This window comes from Chitinophaga sp. CF118 (assembly GCF_900112615.1).
Lineage (GTDB): Bacteria > Bacteroidota > Bacteroidia > Chitinophagales > Chitinophagaceae > Chitinophaga.
On the sequence record NZ_FOMK01000005.1, the window covers coordinates 400476 to 418816 of the forward strand.

The window sequence follows — 18341 nt, forward strand, 5'->3', positions numbered from 1 at the left end:
ATTATATAATGATTACTGTATCATCAACTTCGTACTCATCACTTTTTTATTCTTACTTATAACATCAACATTATAGATCCCGGCAGGTATTGAAGAACTAATAGTAAAAGTTTCATTCGCTTTTGCAGTTTTCTTCAATACTACCTTACCAGACATATCCGTAAGTGTTACTATCACATCCGTAATAGCCGGGTCGGACAAACGGAGAGCAAAACTGTGTTGTGTAACAGGGTTAGGATAAATGGCACTGGCGAACTTTCCCTCAGTTGTAAGGGTCTGTCTTGCACCAGACTCACTTCCGGCTGCCTCAAAGTGTGACCATGCATACGGGCCAACATAATGAACATAATAATTACCGTTCACCCTTGCCGGGAAACTGTTAGACCATGTGTTGGTGTAGTTAACTCCATTAATTTCCAGAAGGGTCAGGTTCCAGGAATTGATGTATGAAATATTACCTGAAATAACGAAGCAGTATTCTCCTGTACCTTCTTTTTGGAATGGAAGTGTTACAACACTAGGATTATCACAGCTGCCCTGGTTTACGGTTTGAGTAAAGGTTGCCGTTATGGCTATGTTAGCATTTACTGTAACAGTAACAGGGTTGATGGTATCTGATATCGCTCCGCTCCAGTTGCTGAACTTATATCCATTTGACGGGATTGCAGTAATTGTAACCTGAGTCCCTTCGGCGTAAGTACCACCTGCAGGATTGAGGGTGATGGATCCTGAGCCGGTTACAGCTGAGGTAAGGGTATATTGTTTCGGTACTACCACATTGGTAACTGTGATATTAGAACTGGCAGTAAAACCTCCGTCTACAGTAGTAGCAGTGATGATGGCTGTGCCTTGGGCGAGGGCTGTTACAAGGCCGGTGCTGCTTACTGTTGCAATAGCGGGAGCACTGGAACTCCAGGTCACACTTTTATTTGTAGCATTGGCAGGCACTACAGCGGCGGTGAGCTGTAGGGTAGTGTTGATATTCAGGGAACCTGTTGCAGGACTTATACTTGCTCCCGTAACGTGTACCACCTCAGCTTGGGTTGGCGTACTACCATATACAAGTGCATTATCTACATAAAGAGGGATGTTGGAAACTTCTTTAAGGGTGCCGTCAACGCCCTGTGTCGACCAGTCGTTTGAAGGATTCCAGGCAGCAGCACTGGCTTCATAAGGAAGTCGTATGCGTATCTGAGATTCTTTTCTTGACTCACCCTGTCCGCCTGGCCAGATTTTGATACTGGAATTAAACGTTACTTCAGTATAATAAATGTGCTGAGCAGAATCCCAGGGCATTAATTGAGTAAAAGTAACATCCGAATTGTTAGATGAAACAACATAAGCTGCAGGAGAGTAACCCGCAGTCAGTCCTTCTGTAATATTAATAAATAACCGGAAGGCATGTTTTGAAGCAATGCGGGCAGGCCAGGCTGTGTGATTGTTTACCCAAACAGACCATTCAGTATAGGTATTTCCGCTACCATTTAGTTTTGCTTCGATCAGGAATTCGCCGGTAGGAGTTTCTGCAACCGGGAAATTGGCCAGTGGTGTTCCTCCATAATCTTCAACAAGTTTTGCAAGCAGTCCTGAAAAGCCGGCGTTGTAATCGCAGGCAACTTCATTGTTTACATAATTAGAGCGATCATCCGTGTAGGCGTCATTGTTTCCCGGGCCTCCTACCAATGCACCATATAAGGTATGCCTTGTTGCTGTTGGGGGACCATTAAGATTATTCGCCCAGGCTCCATGAGCTGTACGATGGTGCGGCTGGGTAGGAGGATTGTTTCCGAAACCGCATACGTAACTGCGATTGCCGGGATTATTACCCAGTGCATAATTCATTTGTTGCAGCGCAAAAGTATTATACTTTGTTCCTTTTGCAGTTGTAGTGGCCGCATCCTTGTAGTAGACTGCCAGGAAACCCGTATTGATAGCATATCTTAATGCGCCCCATACATCCAGGAACGCGAGGCCACCGGGAGTATAGGTAATACGCTGCCCGTTATAGCCATCTGTCCAATAGTCAAGGTGCCGTTCTATATCTTCTTTGTACTGAGTTTTGCCTGTAAGTTTTGCCAGCAGGGCATAACATCCAAATGATTTGTCATCCCAGGCAATTCCCCACTTATAAGACTTGATAGAACTTTGTGATTCTGTAGAGAGGTTAGCATAATAGCTTTCTGCTTTTGCGAGCCATGCTGCGTCGCCGGTAGCGCGGTATAACCATATAGCCCCCCATACCAGTTCATCATTATAGCCGCTAAAGGATTGGTAATATCCTGCGGCATCGGTAATTGAGCTGCTATATTTTCCGCGATAAGTGTCGGCAAAATTGTATAACTGTATGGCATGGCTAAGCAATGTGGAACTGTATGACGGATCGTCTGTTTTAAACACCATGCTTGCTGCTGCCATAGCCGCTGCGGTTTCGGCAGCAAGGTCTGAACCCGGATGCGTTTGATCGATCTTGTAGGAAGGGCGGGACATTGCCATTACTTCTGACGATCCCCACCAGGCATGATCAGTGCCACCGTTGCCAATCTGCCCATATAATTCGTTGGGAGCTGTATGGCAGCGTATAAAATAATCATTTACAAACCGAAGGTTGCTTTTCAGGTATTTCATTTGTCCGGAGGCGTTATACCCCCCGGCAAAATCTACAGCGCCCCATGCCAGCATGGTTGCAGAGAAGGCCATTGGGAAATTGAATTTAACATGGTCTCCGGCATCATACCAGCCGCCTGTCAGGTCATGGCCTACATCACTACCATCATTCATGGCAGAGTTAGCACGCCAGGTTATCCGGTTATCCGAAGGAAGTTGTCCGGATCGCTGGCCCTCATAGAAGAACATCGACTTTTGCAATGCTTCTGCATAATTGAAATTCTGTGCATAAGTTAGTTTGAGGGACACCATTAGTAAAATGGCAACTAACATGCTGCATTTTTGGATGAATAAGGGAATGTGCAGGCGTAATTTATTCGCGCGCGCTGGTTTTACGAGTAAAAATCTGGGTTTCATCAGGAGTAGTTTATGATTAAAATTTAATGAACAATGATTATTCCATTGGAACTTATCTGATGCTATCAGGTATTATGGGTTGAATAGCCTTTAATATAGGTTCGATATGGTTTTTAAAAGAAAGTGTTGGGTGAAAATAGGTTTTAGCCAAGAGAAAAGTACCTGACAAAGCAGCATTATTATCAGTCTTTCTTCCTTTGACAAGGTGAACGATATGGTTTTACAAGTTTACGGGAATTATATGCGATAAGCAAACGTTTATTAAAAAAAATATTAATCTGATTAAAAGCTGTCAGTTATACATAAAAAAGCTTTGCATATTTACCTTTAAACTCTTTTAGAAAAGGGTATTAAGTTTTCTTTTTTAGAATTGGCGATCATTCTTTTCTCTTTCGATTACCGCTCTTAGTTTCTCCTCATGCTGGTCCGCCCTCAGTCTTTAAACCGAATTCGTAAACAATATTCGATAGGTGAGCATATAAGAGAAACTGAGTAGAGGCAAGAACCCGGTTATATCAGAGCAATATCAATAGACATTGGAAACTAATTGAGCCTATCTTTGGGGTATTCGGATTATTAGAAGATCAATGGGAATCTTTTAGAAAAGGGATAGTATAAATGAAATAATGTTTGGATATATAAAAAAATAGGAGTAGGTTATAAATTCGCTTATTCTGGTGATGTACTTTGTATCGCCAGGTTTTTGTAAATTATAAATAATAAACGGGAAAATTATGGTAATCGTCAATAGTTTCGCAGAGTATCAAGCATACGAGGGTAAAGAAATAGGCAGTTCGGAGTGGCATAAAATAGATCAGGAACAGATCAATAAATTTGCGGATGCAACGCTTGATCATCAGTGGATCCATTGCGATGAAGAAAGAGCAAAAAATGAAGGACCTTTCAAAACCACCATTGCTCATGGTTATTTGACGTTGGCGTTAATTCCCTATCTATGGAAGCAAATTGCAGAAATCCGCAATGTTAAAATGGAAATAAACTACGGTATAGAGCAGTTTAAGTTTGGCCAGGCGGTGCTTGTGAACGACGAAGTTCAATTGAAAGCGAAACTCAAATCTATAGTGGATTTAAGAGGTGTTACGAAAGTGATAATTGGAGCCACTCTCAGTATTAAGGGGAAGGCAAAACCGGCTTACACAGGTGATGTGGTATTTCTATACCACTTTTGAGGCATGTAAACCGCTCCTATGATTAGGAGATTTATATTTTTAATTCATGTTAAAAGATTAATAGTTAAAGAAATGGCTAGGAAGATAAGAAGGTTGCTCACTGGAGCAACCTTCTTATCTTGTACAACGGACTGGACAAAATGCCGGGCCTTTTTCGTGGGAGATTTGAGTTTTATAGTGCACGTCTTATTCTTCAAAATATCCTTCCAAAAAATGCCTTCATGTCATTAAATGAAGCAGTATCTGCAGCCGCATTATAAGTAATAGGCAAATTAAACTTCTTACCATTCTCTGTAGACGCAGGATTCGTAAACGCGTGTGTTGCATTAGCGTATTCTTTAAAAGTATAAGGAATACCCACAGAATCCATCTGCTTCTTGAAAGTAGCCACTTCCTGAGCGGAAACGAACTGGTCTATGGCACCATGGCAAATCAGAATCTGTGCTTTGAGCAGTTCTTTAACAGGAGGCACACCTGCAAGATTGCCATGGAAACTAACTACGCCATTTACAGGAAGACCCAGTTTGGCACTATTTAATACCATAGCACCACCAAAGCAGTAACCAATAGCAGCAGTTCGGGAAGTATCTGCCAGAGAATAAGTTTTTGCTTTGGCCAGTGCAGCCTGCAGTCTGCTTAATGCCAACTGTGGATTCGTGTAGAAAGGAGTCGCATAAGTTTTGGCGGTGCCTGGGTCCGAAGCTACTTTACTGTTACCATACATGTCGATACCAACAGCGAGGTAACCCAATTCTGCCAGCTGGTTAGCCCTGGTTTTTACATGGGTATCCAGGCCCCACCATTCAGGTACGATTAGCACAATTGGTTTTTTAGAAGTAGTGTCATCACTATAGGCAACGAAACAATTCATTGTAACACTGTCTGCCAGGATGGTTACGTCTTCATTTTTAACTATAAGCTGATGGGTATCAGTGCTGATATTACAGGCAGTCATGCTGAAAGCTACTATGATAGCAACGATCAGGTTAGTTAAATTGAATTTCATTTGATAGTATTTGAGTGAATTGAACATATACTAATATAACCATTTCAGTACAGGTTGAATCGCCTCATCGGAGTTGAGGTCGAAAATCAGAATAAATCATCTGAAAAAGATATGCAATAGTTTCCGCTTCACTCAGTATGGCATTAAGGATCAGGATGAAAATGAAGTTCAGCAGTTGCTGAAGCTGCTATTACCTGCGCTTCATCTTAATAAGATGTAAGAAGCCTGACCTCTAGATGGCAGGATTGGCCGAAAGTAAAAAGGGAACAATACATTAACTGTAATCTTCCCTTTTTGTGTACAATGGACCGTACAAATGTCAAACTTCTGGGTGGGGGATTTTGACAGAATAGTAACGTGTGCTAGTTATAAATCTGGCGATGTTGATTTTGGCAGAAAGCAAAGAGATACAATCAGAAATAGTAGGCTGGAATAAACTATTTTTAATCGTTCTATTTAAACTAATTTTTATTTATGAAAAAGACACTACTTCTCTCTATTTGTCTCAGTACTGTTACATTATTGACAAAAGGACAAACTTATATTGAAAACCAGTTTGCAGGCCCCCAGGCTAATTCGAATCTTTTTATTTCTGGAACAGCAAAGGTAGGGGCAGATTATACGGGAACAAGAGGCGCTGTGAGTATGCATTCAGGAGATGCCAGTAATGCAGGATATATTGAATTTTTCAGACCTAACGGTGTAAGAAAAGGAATTATAGGTTCCGGACCCGATAATTCAATTTATTATACAGGAGAGAATACTACTAATCATATTTTTAATAGTGGGAATGTAGGTATTGGTGTTCTTGCCCCCTCTGTAAAACTTGATGTAGATGGTCGCATTAATGCCAGTGATCTAATAAGTAGTTCAAAAGCGGTGTTTGCCTCTGCTCCAAATGGTAATATAGGTATATTGACCTGGGATGTTAGTACAAATTATACACCCTATGTTGGTACAATTAATACTACTTCAGATTTCGCGATTTGGAGCGGGAATGCGGAACGGATAAGGATAACGAAGACTGGTGATGTAGGAATAGGTACAGTCATTCCTCAATCAAAATTAGCTGTGAATGGAACAATTACGGCTGTCAAATTAAAGGTGACCCAGACGGGATGGTCAGATTTTGTATTTCAGCCGGATTATCAATTGCCATCTTTAATGGATCTGGAAGAATATATTAAGCGGGAAAAACATCTACCTGAAATACCTTCCGAAACAGAGGTCAAAAAGAATGGTCTTGATGTAGGCGAAAATCAGGCTAAGCTATTACAGAAGATTGAAGAATTGACTTTATATCTGATTGATCAGAATAAACAATTAGCTACACAACAACAACTCATATTAAATCAGCAGAGGTTACTATCCGAACTGGATAACCGTTTAAAAGAATTGAAAAATAAGTAATCCGTATAAAAATTATCAATGAGGCTTAGGCATCTGAAATGGATGCCTACCTTTTCTGCAACTGAGTCATTGAGGCATCAACTATATGACAAGTTGTGAGTAGATTAACAGAAAATAAAAAAGGGAACAATACATCTAACAGTATCATTCCCTTTTTATATACCGCGGACCGGACAAATGTTGAACTTTTATGTAGAGGATTTTGACATCCTGCTAAATTATAGATATGAATTACATATTATTTGAAGACTTTCTCCAGAACCGAATAGAGAGGAATAAAAAAACGACGGACATGCTGACTGCAATTGGTATGACCGACATTCTGTTATCGACAATATCCTTATCATTTGAAGTGAATACGCGGAATGTTTCTTTTAAAGCTCCAAATGTTAAGAAACTCATGACTATTGCATAGATTTTCCATTTATTCATGGTAGATGGGAATTTATTATAGATCTGTACAATTTATGTATAATTCCAATAAAAAAGGGAGTGCATCAAAAATAAAAACAGGGCTTGAGTACCACGTAAATGATTATACTAAGTAAAAACCCCGGTACAACTTTCATTGACCGGGGCTGGATGGTTGGTTATTGAATTCCTATCTTACATTCTGGGCTAATTTGGAATTTGTAATCACTTCCTGTGGAATCAACAAGGTATACCGGTTATCAGCTGGTAGTAGGGTATAGGTAGTTCCGTTAACAGTGCGCGTCAGGGTTTTGTCCTTCAATCTGCGCAAATCTGTCCAGCGCAGTCCACGCATTACCAATTCCTTCCTCCTTTCTGTCAATACTATCGCCAATGCAGCGGAAGTGTCAGTTGTCGTTTTGTCAGTGTAAGTGCCGGTTGTCCATCTGCTACGCAGTAAGGTATTTATATCTGCTATGGCAGCCGCTGCATTATTAGTCCGGGCATAACCTTCTGCTCTTATAAGGTATAATTCATCCACCGCCAGTCCATTAAACTGAGCTGAGGAAACGGAAGGTTCATAGTTACCTGTAAAACGGTAAGTGCCCAGTGGGGTAGTATAATCTACATCACTCACATTTTCTTTAAAGAAGAGAGCTTTCCTGAGATCATTGTCGGCATATTCATTAATAAGTTCAGGAACAATAATGGCGCTGTTGCCTTCACCATAACCTGGATCCAGTGCATCTTCTTTCCCTTTGACGGATTGAAATATGACTTCTTTGTTAAACCGTACAAATGGTGTTAATGTGTTTGTATCAATAGTATTGTAATCCAGTAAGTTTTTTTGTAACTGTAGCGCATCATTTGCACTGGTCAGGGCATTGGGGTAATCTCCCATAGATAAATATACCCTTGCCAGCATGGCGTAGGCTGCTGCTTTATTTGGCCTTGATGATATTGCTGAAGTAATGTTTAACAGGGTAGCAGCTTCCTGCAGGTCTGCTATAATACGATTATAGGTGTCCTTAATAGTGCCTCTTCCTGGTACATCATTGATATCTGATTTCAGATGAATGGGCAGTCCGGGATCCTGTTCCGTAGCAGTACTATATGGTTTGATATATAACTGTGCGAGGTTCCATAATGCATATGCTCTCATAAACAGTGCGCTACCTTTCAGATTATTGATGTCTGTACCTGATAGTGTAGCCAATGTTTCCAGTATCAGATTAGCATGATAAATTTTATTATACGGTCCTACCCATTCATCAGCTGAAGTCCGGATCGCATTTGACTGCCAGGTATAAAAGGTACGGGCTTCGATCGTTACACGGTCAAGGTTGTAACCCGCATCATCGAGGTAATAATCATCTGCAGATAATTCTCCGTCATAAGGATAATTGGTATTAAACAGATCGTAGTTATCCAGTAGCAGTTGACAGTCATTGGCTGTTTCCAGGAAAGATTGTGCGCTGCTCTTTTTTATATCTACATATTTCTTGCAGGAAGCAAACCCCAGACAGAACAGTAATAGTATTGAGAATATTTTCATTATCGTAAGATTTAAAAGTTTGTAGAGAAACCAAGGCTATAGGATCTTGGATTAGGATAATCAAATACTTCCGGATCAATTCCTTTGTTATTCGCTTTCCAGATGATTCCCAGATTACTGATGTTCGCATACACTCTTGGATTCTTAATAAACTTGCTTTTTGCAAAAGGTATCAGGTAAGAGAAGTTTATTTCCTGTAAGCGGATATGATCCCCCTTCAACACATTTACTTCTGAGTAATAATAAAAGTTATCACGGTTCTGATTAGAAGATGAATACACTGCAGAAGGAACATTTGTGGTTAATTCATCGCCGGCTTTCTGCCATCTGTTCTGATATTCGATACCCTGTATTGTAGCATTTGTGCTGTACAGCTGACTGTAATTCAATACCTGAGCAAGCGGCCTTCTTACATAATACCCCATTTTATATAAGATGCTGGCAGAAATAGAAAGAGGCCCATAAGTAAAAGTATGACGAAAAGATCCATACCATACCGGTACTGCCGATCCAAAATATTTCAGTGAGGTAATGGGTGCGTTCTGGATATTAGTATAGGCTGTATTACCATCAGCTGAATTAGCAATAGTAACCGGATGCCCATCAATATATCCTCGCGGATCACCTGTTGCTGGATCCAGCCCGGCCCATTTATACCCGAATAACCGGGAAAGATCATACCCTTCATTGTAAGACCCGGAACTGTTTGATACCACCTGGCCTGCAGCACTTGCGGCCGTCGCGTATAACTTCGTAACTTTTACACGATTGTAGCTGAAAAGAAAATTGCTGTTCCACCTGAACTTTCCGGCCTGTACATTTAATGAATTCAGGGAGATGTCAATACCATGTCCCAGTAAGTTACCTGTGTTATAGGTGATGTTCGAATAACCGGTACTGGGGTCCAATGCTCCATTGGCAATTAAGTCAGAAGTCTTTTTAACATAGTACTGTATACTGCCTGATATGCGGTTGCCTTTCAATCCAAAATCCACTCCTATATTCCAGATCCCTGTTTTTTCAGGACGTAGCTTACTGTTGGAAATGCCGGTACCATAACTGGTATAGGCATAAGGAAGACCATTAACACCATTGATTATAGAATAGGTTACCAGCGGTCTGGCCAGTACAGATGGATTAACGTTTCCGTTATAACCAAAAGTGGTTCTGAATGTTAGCACCGGTAAGAATTCAAAGGGATAGAATTTTTCATGATGAATATTCCAGCTACCTCCTGCTGAATAGTAAGGTGCCCCTTTCTGATTTGTTCCACGTCCGAATTCACTGGACAAGTCTTTACGGATACTGGCAGATAAAGTATACCGGCTGTCATATGTATAAGCCACATTTGAATACCAACTGAACGTCCTGATCTTATTGTCTATAAAACCGGCATCCAGGTTTGGGATATACTCTCCGTTGTACCCACTGAAATCCTCCGAAAAAACAATTGGAAGCATGGTTTTATAATCCAGTTTATTATTGCTTTGCAGGGTATTTTCATCATAGCCATAGAAACCATTACTTCTTACAATATTATAATTCTGTGCTACATCTATTCCGGCAATAGCAGACAACTGGTGTTTGTTCTTCCATGTTTTATCATAATTCAGTTGTCCTCTTAATGCCTGATTACCGGAGTGGTTCAGACTGATATTATACTGTCCACCCAGTGGAAGCTGTCTTACGTAAGGCGTAACGGGATCGCCGGTTATAGGATTGCTGGAGGCCAGCGAAGTAGTAAAATAGTTGATCAGGTTACGCATGAAAAAAGAATTTTGCCTGTATAGGGTATTATCTTCAGTCCGGCCTGTATTGTAATTATAAGAAACCTGAACAGACAATCCTGTTACGATCTTATAGTTAGCATTGAAATTCAGGTTGATATTCTGCGCCCTGAGTTTATTATATCCTTCATTGATATCTTCCAATGGTTTATACCGCCAGCTCAGGAACTGCGTTGGATATGTTTTCTCAAAAAGATCTACAAAACCCGGACGATACATTTTGGCAATCTCCAATGCATTACCATGATCATCTGCAAGACGGCTATATGGATAAAACGGGGCACTAGAAACACCTGTGATCCTGTTATCTGCGGCCTGTTCATTATTCTGTTGAAAATTATAGGAAATATTTGCCTGTAATTCCAGTTTTTCAACCGGCCGGAATGCAGAATTATAAGTCAGCGCAAACCGGTCCTGACTTGAATTTCTTGTATTATTGATGCCTCTGTCATAACCGCCGGACAGGCGGTAGTTAAAGGTTTCAGAACCACCATCTACAGCCAGTGAATAACTCTGCGTTACCGGATTGCGCAGGAAGTATCTGGTATAATCTCTTCGGATATCATTCCCTCTTAAGGCGTCCAGTTGTGCATTAGCTTCTGCTGCTGTAAGGGTACCCTTATTCTTCCACGCATCCATTATTTCTGCCACCGGTGAAACAGGTTCCTGTCCGTAAAGACTGCTGATACTGATAGAAGGTAAGGGCTTATCCGCATTGGTAAACTGTAGTATCTGGGCATCTATCAGGTCCGAAATACTCATGGTTTTATTATAGAACAGGTTTACCTTTTGAGATGTGGTAACACTACTGTTAAATGAAACCCGGGCAGCCCTGTTATAGCCTCCCCGTTTTGTTTTTATAACAATCACCCCATTCGCTGCCCTCGACCCCCAGATAGATGCTGCTGCCGCATCCTTTAGAATGGTGATACTTTCTACATCGTTAGGATTGATCCTGTCAATAGAATACGGGCTGGCGATACCATCGATCACTACCAGCGGCTGACCACTGAAATTTCCATTCAGATCAGCATTGACAGCCTCATTCAACGTGTTTTTTCCCCTGATAGTTAAGTTGGCCAGCGGCGAACGCTGTGCATTGGGATTGCTTGAATTTACGGGACGCAGATCATTCCTGAAGTCCATTGAGTTAGTGATCCCTTCCAGCCGCCTGATAAGATTCAGATCTGTACTATGCTGGAGCTGTTCTTTAGTAATTATCTCAAATGAACCAGTTGCCCGTTCTTTGGGCAAATCCTGATACCCGGTAGATACGATGCTGATCTCATGAATTGCTTTTGCCTGGGGATCAAGCTTAACGGTAAAGTCCGTTTTCCCGTTGATAGCAATCGTATCTGTCCGGTAGCCTATATAAGAAATAATCAGCTTTCCCTGATTGGGCGCATTCGTAAAAAAGAATTTCCCATCTATATCTGTTAATTGCTGTTTTCGGGAGCCGGCTATTCTCACAGTAGCATCCTGCAACGGTAATTCCTTTTCATTCAATACCTGTCCCCGTATATCAAATGAGCTTGGAAGATCTTCTGTGGAAATCATCTCCCGTTCTTTAACTACAACTGTTTTATCATCTATAACATAGGTTAATGGCTGATCTTTGAAGATGAGATTTAAAACATCCTTTACCTCCATTGCGTTTACATGAATGTTGACAGTCTTCGCAATTTGTAACTGTTGTTTTGTATACACAAAATCATAATTACTCTGCTGCTGGATTTTAATAAACAGTTGTTTTAAACCCGCATTGCTTTCAGATAGCGTGATCTTCTGTGCATATCCAGCCGCACTTACCTGCATGAAAGTTATCAGCAATATGATGGTTGTTAATTTCATTATTAACAATAGTTTCTGGACATGCTTTCTCAGCACGCCAATTTTCATGGCATAATTTTGATACATTTGCTTGTCTGGTTTTTTGGTTGATATAATCCCCGATTCTATTACCGTGATCCAGTCATAAGGCCAGTTGTGTTACGAGCACTGCTGGCTTTTCACTGTATGATCCCCGTTTATTTAGTTACAGTAACTGTCCTCCCATTTATTTTAAAGTGAACTTTATTTGTTAACTCGAGCTTCTTGAGCACCTGCGATAGATTGACAAACCGGGTTACCCGGCCACCAAATTCATCAGCAGGTATATCTCCTTTGAATACGACATCCACATCATACCATCTGGCAATTTTACGCATGATGGAAGGAAGCTGTTCATTCTCAAAAACGAAATAGCCATTTTTCCAGCCCACTATTTCATCAATATCGACATCGGTGACTTTTACTGCCCCCACGGCCTGTTCTCCCGGTTTCAGTAACAATGCCCCCACACGGATACTACCTTCCAGCAATGTTGTTTTTGCAGTCATCTCCTCATCGTAAGCATTGATGTTAAAGTGGGTGCCTAATACCTCTACCTGTTGTGATTTTGTATCTACCCTGAAAGGCTGTTTTGCATTGAGTGCTACCTCAAAATAAGCTTCCCCGTTCAGTGCTACCTTCCGCTCTTTCTGTGTTGCAAATGTTGCCGGGAATTTCAGTGTTGATGCCGCATTCAGCCATACTCTTGTCCCATCTGGCAGAACGATCTGATAAGTACCTCCCTTCGGCGTATGAAGGATCATCTGCTGCAGAGAGGAGGTTTTACTATCATCAGTTATACGGGTACCATCATTATAGGTAAGCGCAGACGTATTAATGACAACACCTGTTTTAAGATTACTCAGGTTGATCGTTTTCCCGTTCGTTAAAGTCAGAATAGCTTTGTTTGATCCGGGTGCAACATCCTGCTTTACAGTAACTGTTTCATGACGACCGTAAAAATATATCATCCCCACAGAAAACAGGATCAGTATAGCTGCTGCGGCGGCTATTCTGGGCCATGCCCTTATCGTCCGGGTCTTATGTCCTTCCAGTTTCAGCCATACCTTGTCTACCGCTTTTAAACGGTCGTTCATAGACAATTCTGAAGGTCCTTGTTCCTCGTAGCTTAAGTACCAGCTTTCCAGTAAAGCCAACTCTTCTTCCGTAGCTCTTCCTTCTTTGTATTTATCCAGCAAAACTTTGATTGCCTGCTCATCCATATAAGATCAGTTTCTTTTTCTTCTGATAAGAATAAATGCCCCCAGTGCTATCAGTAATCCAGGTACGATATCCAGAAAGAGCAGCTTTAATCCTGCAATCTGTTTCCTGTTCAGGAGGAGAGAATCATCAGTCATAGCAGGTCTGCTGATATCTAAAGGGAATGCCCCATAACTGAACCATTTAAAGAGCTCATTCACGAAAACCTGGTTGAAACCTCTTGGATGTGCCAGTTCTGTATTACTCATAAAGTCTGCATCTCCCGAAACTACTATCCTTTGTTCCTTATTATTTAATTTTCTCGTTAATGCCAGTATAATAGGAAATACGCCTTTCTGATCACCGGGTTGGTAGCTCAGTGCGGCTGATAGATCGACCTTACCTGATTTGTTCCAACCCGTAGCAGCACTTACAACCTGGGTATCTACCGCAAATCTGCCATGATCCATATATTCCAGTGCAGCAGCACCCGGCATCGCTATTACTGCATCGCCCTGTGTAAGTTGTCCGTACATCAGATCGGGGGCATCGTCTTTACTTGGTGTTACGAGTATGCCCTCTTTCATCTGTATGTCCATTAACCGAAGAAGGGGATTTAGAAGTTGCTGCCTGCCGGGCTCGCCAGCGATAAACATATTCCCTCCTTTATCAAGATAAGCAGTAATTTTCTTCATTTCAACGCTATCTGGTTCAATTGCCGGATCTCCCAATATCAATACACTCAGGCTATCCGGAATCTCTTGTGTGTGAAGATTTAAATCTATCACATCAAATCCCTGATTGATCAGCGCAATCCTGTTTCTTTTCATCACAGCCATCATATGGTAGTTCCTGTCTCCTTTTTTAGTGATACTTCTTTCATTATCACCCGTAATAAAAGCGACCTTCGGTGCCGGCATCAGTAAGCGTTTGATGGCTGCGGCAATTTCCCTTTCTGAAGGAAACTGGTCAAAACCATTATAGAGGCGTAATACACTTTTCCTTCCTTTATATTCAACGGTCCGCACAATATTATTGTTCTCCTGTGTCAGGTCTGCTATCTTATGAATGGCCGAAGGTGGCATAAACATATCAATGTCCAGTCCCATGTTTTCAGCTATTTTTTCTGCTTTCTGTTGTGTATTTAAGCCATTCAGATCGAGCTGATAACTACTCATGCCAGGTACATAATCTTCCTTTACCGGATCGTCATAGTAATATATGTAGTCAAATATTAATCCTGGTATGAATCGCCGGAACTGTTCAAATCTCTGGAGGTCAGTATTCCTTGCTGCAGGTAATCCGAAGTATATATTATCATCCAGCAGATTTACATAGGTAGTTATTTTCAGCGCACCGTCCACCTGTCTGGCAATCGCCTGTGTCTCTCTTGTCAGCGTACGTTTTTTTGTAGCTGTCATATCCAGATACCCAGTTAGTGCAGCGCGTGAACTTATATATCCTAACATCAATATCACACCAGCTATGGCAGTATATTTTCCCGTTTGTACCATCAGTGAACTCCTTTTTCTGCCATTCTGTAAGCGCATGATACACAGAGAGAGAAATAACAGGATGATCAGTATAAAATAAAGTACGTCTTTGGTACTGATTAGCCCTTTCAGCATATCATCAGCTCTTCCCGAAATTGATAGAAAATAAGTAAGGTCCCGCAGGAAATTAATTTCCTGCCCTACAGATCCTACAAATCTGAGCACTGCAAAAACGGCCAGGGTGCTAATAGCTGCTACCACCTGATAAGAAGTAAGGCTTGACATAAACAGGCCAATTGCTGCATAAGTACAGGTGAGCAGGAACAAGCCAATTAATCCGGAAATTATCAGACCGGTATCCGCATCTTTAATAGTGAAAATGGCAATCACTGAATAAATGGCAAGGATGATAATCAGCAGGAAGCCATAACCCACCATTGCAAGGTATTTGCCAAGTATGATCTCCCGGATTTTTACAGGGGATGATAATAGCAGTTTAATAGAGCCACTGCTGGTTTCCCTGCTCATTAAACCCATTGTCAGCAAAGGAATATACAGATACAGATTTTGCAGTACATCTTCAAATAAGCCCGGCTGATCCGGGAATACTGAATAGGTAAGGTTATTGATACTTATTCCCGCAGATAAGCCTTCCTGCATACTCTGATACAAACTGAAGAAATGCATGCTGCATTGCACCATGAAAATTACGAGCACCAGCCAGGCTACAGGAGAGTAAAAAAGGACGCTCAACTCCAGTTTAGCAATTTTTAATATCTTTTTCATCTTGAATTCCTATTAGAGAGCTGTGCAAATATTTCATCCAGAGAACTTTTTTCCAGTATAATCTCACTCAATTGCCAGCCTTTGAACACACTCATTTCTATAATTTGTTTAGAGATGGTAGTAGATGCATTAAACTGCATACGGATGCTTTGATCATGTAATAGTTCTACGCTGGTAATACCGGGTATGGACAACAGTTCGTTCAGTTCCGGAGGGTTATGCATGAATACCAGCATGGAATTGGGAAGGATATAATTATTAAAGGCGTCCATTGTATCTGCAAACACCATTCTGCCTCCTTCAATCATCCGGATATGTTTACAGGTGGCCTGTACTTCGGAAAGAATATGTGAGGAAAAAATGACGGAACGTTCTTCCGCGATTTCCCGGATCAGTTTACGTACTTCCTGAATCTGGTTAGGGTCGAGCCCGTTAGTTGGCTCATCCAGCACAACCAGTTTCGGTTTATGAATGATAGCCTGTGCAATACCTACTCTCTGGCGATATCCTCCGGAAAGGTTCCGGATCAGTCTTTTACCAAAAGCGGCAATGCCACATTTGTCTTTTACTTCATTAAGCATGGTTTTGATGTCCTTCTGAGCAATATCCCGGATATGCGCACAATAGATAAGGTATTCATCTACTGTCAGATCAAGGTGTAGCGGAGCATGCTGTGGCAGAAAGCCCAGTAATCTTTTGGCTTTCTCGGGGTATTGCTGTAGGTCGGTACCATCAATATATACCTTACCTGCGGTTTGGTTCAATACCCCGCAGAGGATGTTCATGGTTGTCGATTTTCCCGCCCCATTTGATCCCAGAAGCCCCAGAACGCCTGTCTGGCTGAGCTCTATATTAATATCCCATATAGCCCAGTCTTTGCTATATCTGTGGGAAAGGTGTTCTATTCTTACTATGTGTTGTCCCAATGTATGGATGTATGGTTGATAATAGTAAGACAGGGAGATACCTGGTGTGGAGGTATAAGAAGATAAAAAAAAATTTACCGGTAAAGGAGGCAGAATATAATCCAGGTCATTAACCCTAATTTTCTGCGCAAAATTTTAAGGGCAATGGTCATTTGCTTTTTGACAGTCTGCTCTGTTGTGCCCATGATTATAGCAATCTCTTTATGACTCAGGTGATGTTTACGACTCAGTTCAAATACTTCGCGCATTCTTGGGGGTAAGGCCGCAATTTCTTTTTCTATTAATGCTTTAAACAGATTCTCCCGAACGCGGTAATCTGTAATAACAGATTGTTCTTTAGTAAATTTCTGTATAGAAATAATGTATTTGGTTTGTACTTCCTTATGGGCGATCGTATTCAGGATATGATTACGTACACTATTATACAGATATCCGGCAAGGTTGCTGCCTACATTGATACTTTCCCGTTTATCCCATAATGTGGTAAATACGTCCTGGATTGCATCCTGTGCTTCTTCCTGATTGCGGGTCTTCTGCCACGCATGATTGTGAAGGATAAACTTATAACGGTGATAGATCTCAGCAAATGCAGACCTGTCGCCAGACCTTAAAAGGTCTGTCAATTCCTCATTCGACATTTCTCCATACCGGTTCATTAATTTGCAAATTAATGAAAAATGCTACAAATGTTCAGCCGCAAATAGCAGGACATACTCTTTTATCGGCTCAAAGGCACCGTCACTGGTTACATGCAGGTTTACACCCTGGTTTTAATTTACATCAGATTTTAGCTGGGTAACAGTATTTTAATATATAAAATTCTATATTTATATTGTATAGGGACATTCTTCTGACTTATTTTCTTCTTAAGTTTTAAATAACAAATTATAGCTATAGTGAAAATCAACGCTTGTGCTATAAAATAATATATCTACAAAAGAGCAGATTAAAATGATGACAAACAAAAAATTAGCAAGGATAGCAGGGCTGCTTTATCTGATCGTTATTGGCACGGGTCTTTTCGCCGAAGTATTTGTTCGTCAGGCATTAAGGGTATCTGGCGATGCTATAACAACTGCTCACAACATTCAGGCATCTGAAATGTTATATCGTTTGGGTTTTGTTGCGGACCTCACTAATTTCGTTATCGGTCTTCCATGTATACTTATTTTTTATATTCTGTTTAAGCAGGTCAATAAATATCTTGCCACACTTGCTATCTTCTTTGTAATTATACAAACGGCAATTATAGCAGTTAACTTACTGAATCAGGCTTCTCCTTTGCTTTTTTTAGGAGGAGGACAATACCTGAAATCATTTCAACCTGATCAATTGGCAATGTTGTCAAATCATGCTCTTGATCTTCAGGCAGAAGGGTATGCTATAGGTTTGGTATTCTTTGGATTTTACTGTTTAATAATTGGCTATCTTATTATTAAGTCTACATTTTTACCCCGGATATTAGGAGTACTCTATGGTCTCGCTGGTTTATGCTATGTAATTAACAGCTATGCCATGTTTCTTTCACCAAATTTTGCGAGCACGCTTTTTCCTTACATTATGATTCCTTCCTTTGTCGGAGAATTTTCAGTTAGCTTATGGCTTCTGATTATGGGAGTGAAAGAGAATAAATCATCTGAAAAAGACATACAATAGTTGGACTAAACAGGACGAGGTGCAAAAGAAG

The 18341-nt window shown here is 40.9% G+C and carries 12 protein-coding genes; 4 read left to right on the top strand and 8 right to left on the bottom strand.

The window, feature by feature from the left end; translation table 11 throughout:
• Positions 1–12 precede the first annotated feature (12 nt).
• The gene (locus tag BM176_RS21965) at positions 13–3021 is read right to left on the bottom strand and encodes a glycoside hydrolase family 9 protein (protein ID WP_090106464.1); all 3009 of its coding nucleotides are present in this window, start codon (positions 3019–3021) and stop codon (positions 13–15) included.
• A 734-nt stretch (positions 3022–3755) separates the two neighbouring features.
• Between BM176_RS21965 and BM176_RS21970 the strand changes: the two genes are divergently transcribed.
• Complete coding sequence (locus BM176_RS21970) at positions 3756–4211, top strand: MaoC family dehydratase (RefSeq protein WP_090106465.1); 456 nt, start codon at positions 3756–3758, stop codon at positions 4209–4211.
• Between the two features lie 193 nt (positions 4212–4404).
• On the opposite strand, the gene BM176_RS21975 is transcribed toward BM176_RS21970, so the two are convergent.
• Positions 4405–5217 carry a dienelactone hydrolase family protein gene (locus BM176_RS21975; protein ID WP_090106466.1) on the bottom strand — a complete coding sequence of 271 codons (813 nt, stop codon included), beginning with the start codon at positions 5215–5217 and terminating at the stop codon, positions 4405–4407.
• A gap of 474 nt (positions 5218–5691) precedes the next feature.
• Here BM176_RS21975 and BM176_RS21980 point away from each other — a divergent pair, with 474 nt between their 5' ends.
• Both BM176_RS21980 and BM176_RS21985 read left to right on the top strand, forming a co-directional pair.
• Positions 5692–6627: a hypothetical protein gene (locus BM176_RS21980; RefSeq protein ID WP_143097876.1), complete on the top strand. Its 936-nt coding sequence runs from the start codon at positions 5692–5694 to the stop codon at positions 6625–6627.
• 226 nt (positions 6628–6853) lie between these two features.
• Positions 6854–7042: a hypothetical protein gene (locus BM176_RS21985; RefSeq protein ID WP_090106468.1), complete on the top strand. Its 189-nt coding sequence runs from the start codon at positions 6854–6856 to the stop codon at positions 7040–7042.
• A 186-nt stretch (positions 7043–7228) separates the two neighbouring features.
• On the opposite strand, the gene BM176_RS21990 is transcribed toward BM176_RS21985, so the two are convergent.
• The 6 genes from BM176_RS21990 to BM176_RS22015 form a co-directional block, all read right to left on the bottom strand.
• The gene (locus BM176_RS21990; RefSeq protein ID WP_090106469.1) at positions 7229–8593 is read right to left on the bottom strand and encodes a RagB/SusD family nutrient uptake outer membrane protein; all 1365 of its coding nucleotides are present in this window, start codon (positions 8591–8593) and stop codon (positions 7229–7231) included.
• 11 nt (positions 8594–8604) lie between these two features.
• On the bottom strand, positions 8605–12231 hold the full coding sequence (locus tag BM176_RS21995; RefSeq protein WP_255373570.1) for a SusC/RagA family TonB-linked outer membrane protein: 3627 nt from the start codon (positions 12229–12231) through the stop codon (positions 8605–8607).
• A 176-nt stretch (positions 12232–12407) separates the two neighbouring features.
• A complete protein-coding gene (locus tag BM176_RS22000) occupies positions 12408–13472 on the bottom strand; it encodes a FecR family protein (protein WP_090106471.1) in 1065 nt (354 codons plus the stop codon).
• 6 nt (positions 13473–13478) lie between these two features.
• Entirely contained in the window at positions 13479–15728 is a 2250-nt protein-coding gene (locus tag BM176_RS22005; protein ID WP_090106472.1) for a Gldg family protein, read from the bottom strand.
• Positions 15725–16654 carry an ABC transporter ATP-binding protein gene (locus BM176_RS22010; RefSeq protein ID WP_090106473.1) on the bottom strand — a complete coding sequence of 310 codons (930 nt, stop codon included), beginning with the start codon at positions 16652–16654 and terminating at the stop codon, positions 15725–15727. Before BM176_RS22010 ends, BM176_RS22005 begins: the two co-directional genes overlap by 4 nt.
• Before the next feature lie 74 nt (positions 16655–16728).
• Positions 16729–17310, bottom strand: coding sequence for an RNA polymerase sigma factor (locus tag BM176_RS22015; RefSeq protein ID WP_090106474.1), 582 nt, complete (start codon positions 17308–17310; stop codon positions 16729–16731).
• 295 nt (positions 17311–17605) lie between these two features.
• Between BM176_RS22015 and BM176_RS22020 the strand changes: the two genes are divergently transcribed.
• Positions 17606–18310, top strand: a complete 705-nt coding sequence (locus tag BM176_RS22020; protein WP_090106475.1) for a DUF4386 domain-containing protein — start codon at positions 17606–17608, stop codon at positions 18308–18310.
• Positions 18311–18341 lie beyond the last annotated feature (31 nt).

What these genes read in the sequence shown, in the direction of transcription:
- BM176_RS21965 (WP_090106464.1), bottom strand. Translation starts at nt 3,021, where the DNA reads ATGAAACCCAGATTTTTACTCGTAAAACCAGCGCGCGCGAATAAATTA.
- BM176_RS21990 (WP_090106469.1), bottom strand. Translation starts at nt 8,593, where the DNA reads ATGAAAATATTCTCAATACTATTACTGTTCTGTCTGGGGTTTGCTTCC.
- BM176_RS21995 (WP_255373570.1), bottom strand. Translation starts at nt 12,231, where the DNA reads ATGAAATTAACAACCATCATATTGCTGATAACTTTCATGCAGGTAAGT.
- BM176_RS21980 (WP_143097876.1), top strand. Translation starts at nt 5,692, where the DNA reads ATGAAAAAGACACTACTTCTCTCTATTTGTCTCAGTACTGTTACATTA.
- BM176_RS22005 (WP_090106472.1), bottom strand. Translation starts at nt 15,728, where the DNA reads ATGAAAAAGATATTAAAAATTGCTAAACTGGAGTTGAGCGTCCTTTTT.
- BM176_RS22000 (WP_090106471.1), bottom strand. Translation starts at nt 13,472, where the DNA reads ATGGATGAGCAGGCAATCAAAGTTTTGCTGGATAAATACAAAGAAGGA.
- BM176_RS21975 (WP_090106466.1), bottom strand. Translation starts at nt 5,217, where the DNA reads ATGAAATTCAATTTAACTAACCTGATCGTTGCTATCATAGTAGCTTTC.
- BM176_RS22020 (WP_090106475.1), top strand. Translation starts at nt 17,606, where the DNA reads ATGATGACAAACAAAAAATTAGCAAGGATAGCAGGGCTGCTTTATCTG.
- BM176_RS22015 (WP_090106474.1), bottom strand. Translation starts at nt 17,310, where the DNA reads ATGAACCGGTATGGAGAAATGTCGAATGAGGAATTGACAGACCTTTTA.
- BM176_RS21985 (WP_090106468.1), top strand. Translation starts at nt 6,854, where the DNA reads ATGAATTACATATTATTTGAAGACTTTCTCCAGAACCGAATAGAGAGG.
- BM176_RS21970 (WP_090106465.1), top strand. Translation starts at nt 3,756, where the DNA reads ATGGTAATCGTCAATAGTTTCGCAGAGTATCAAGCATACGAGGGTAAA.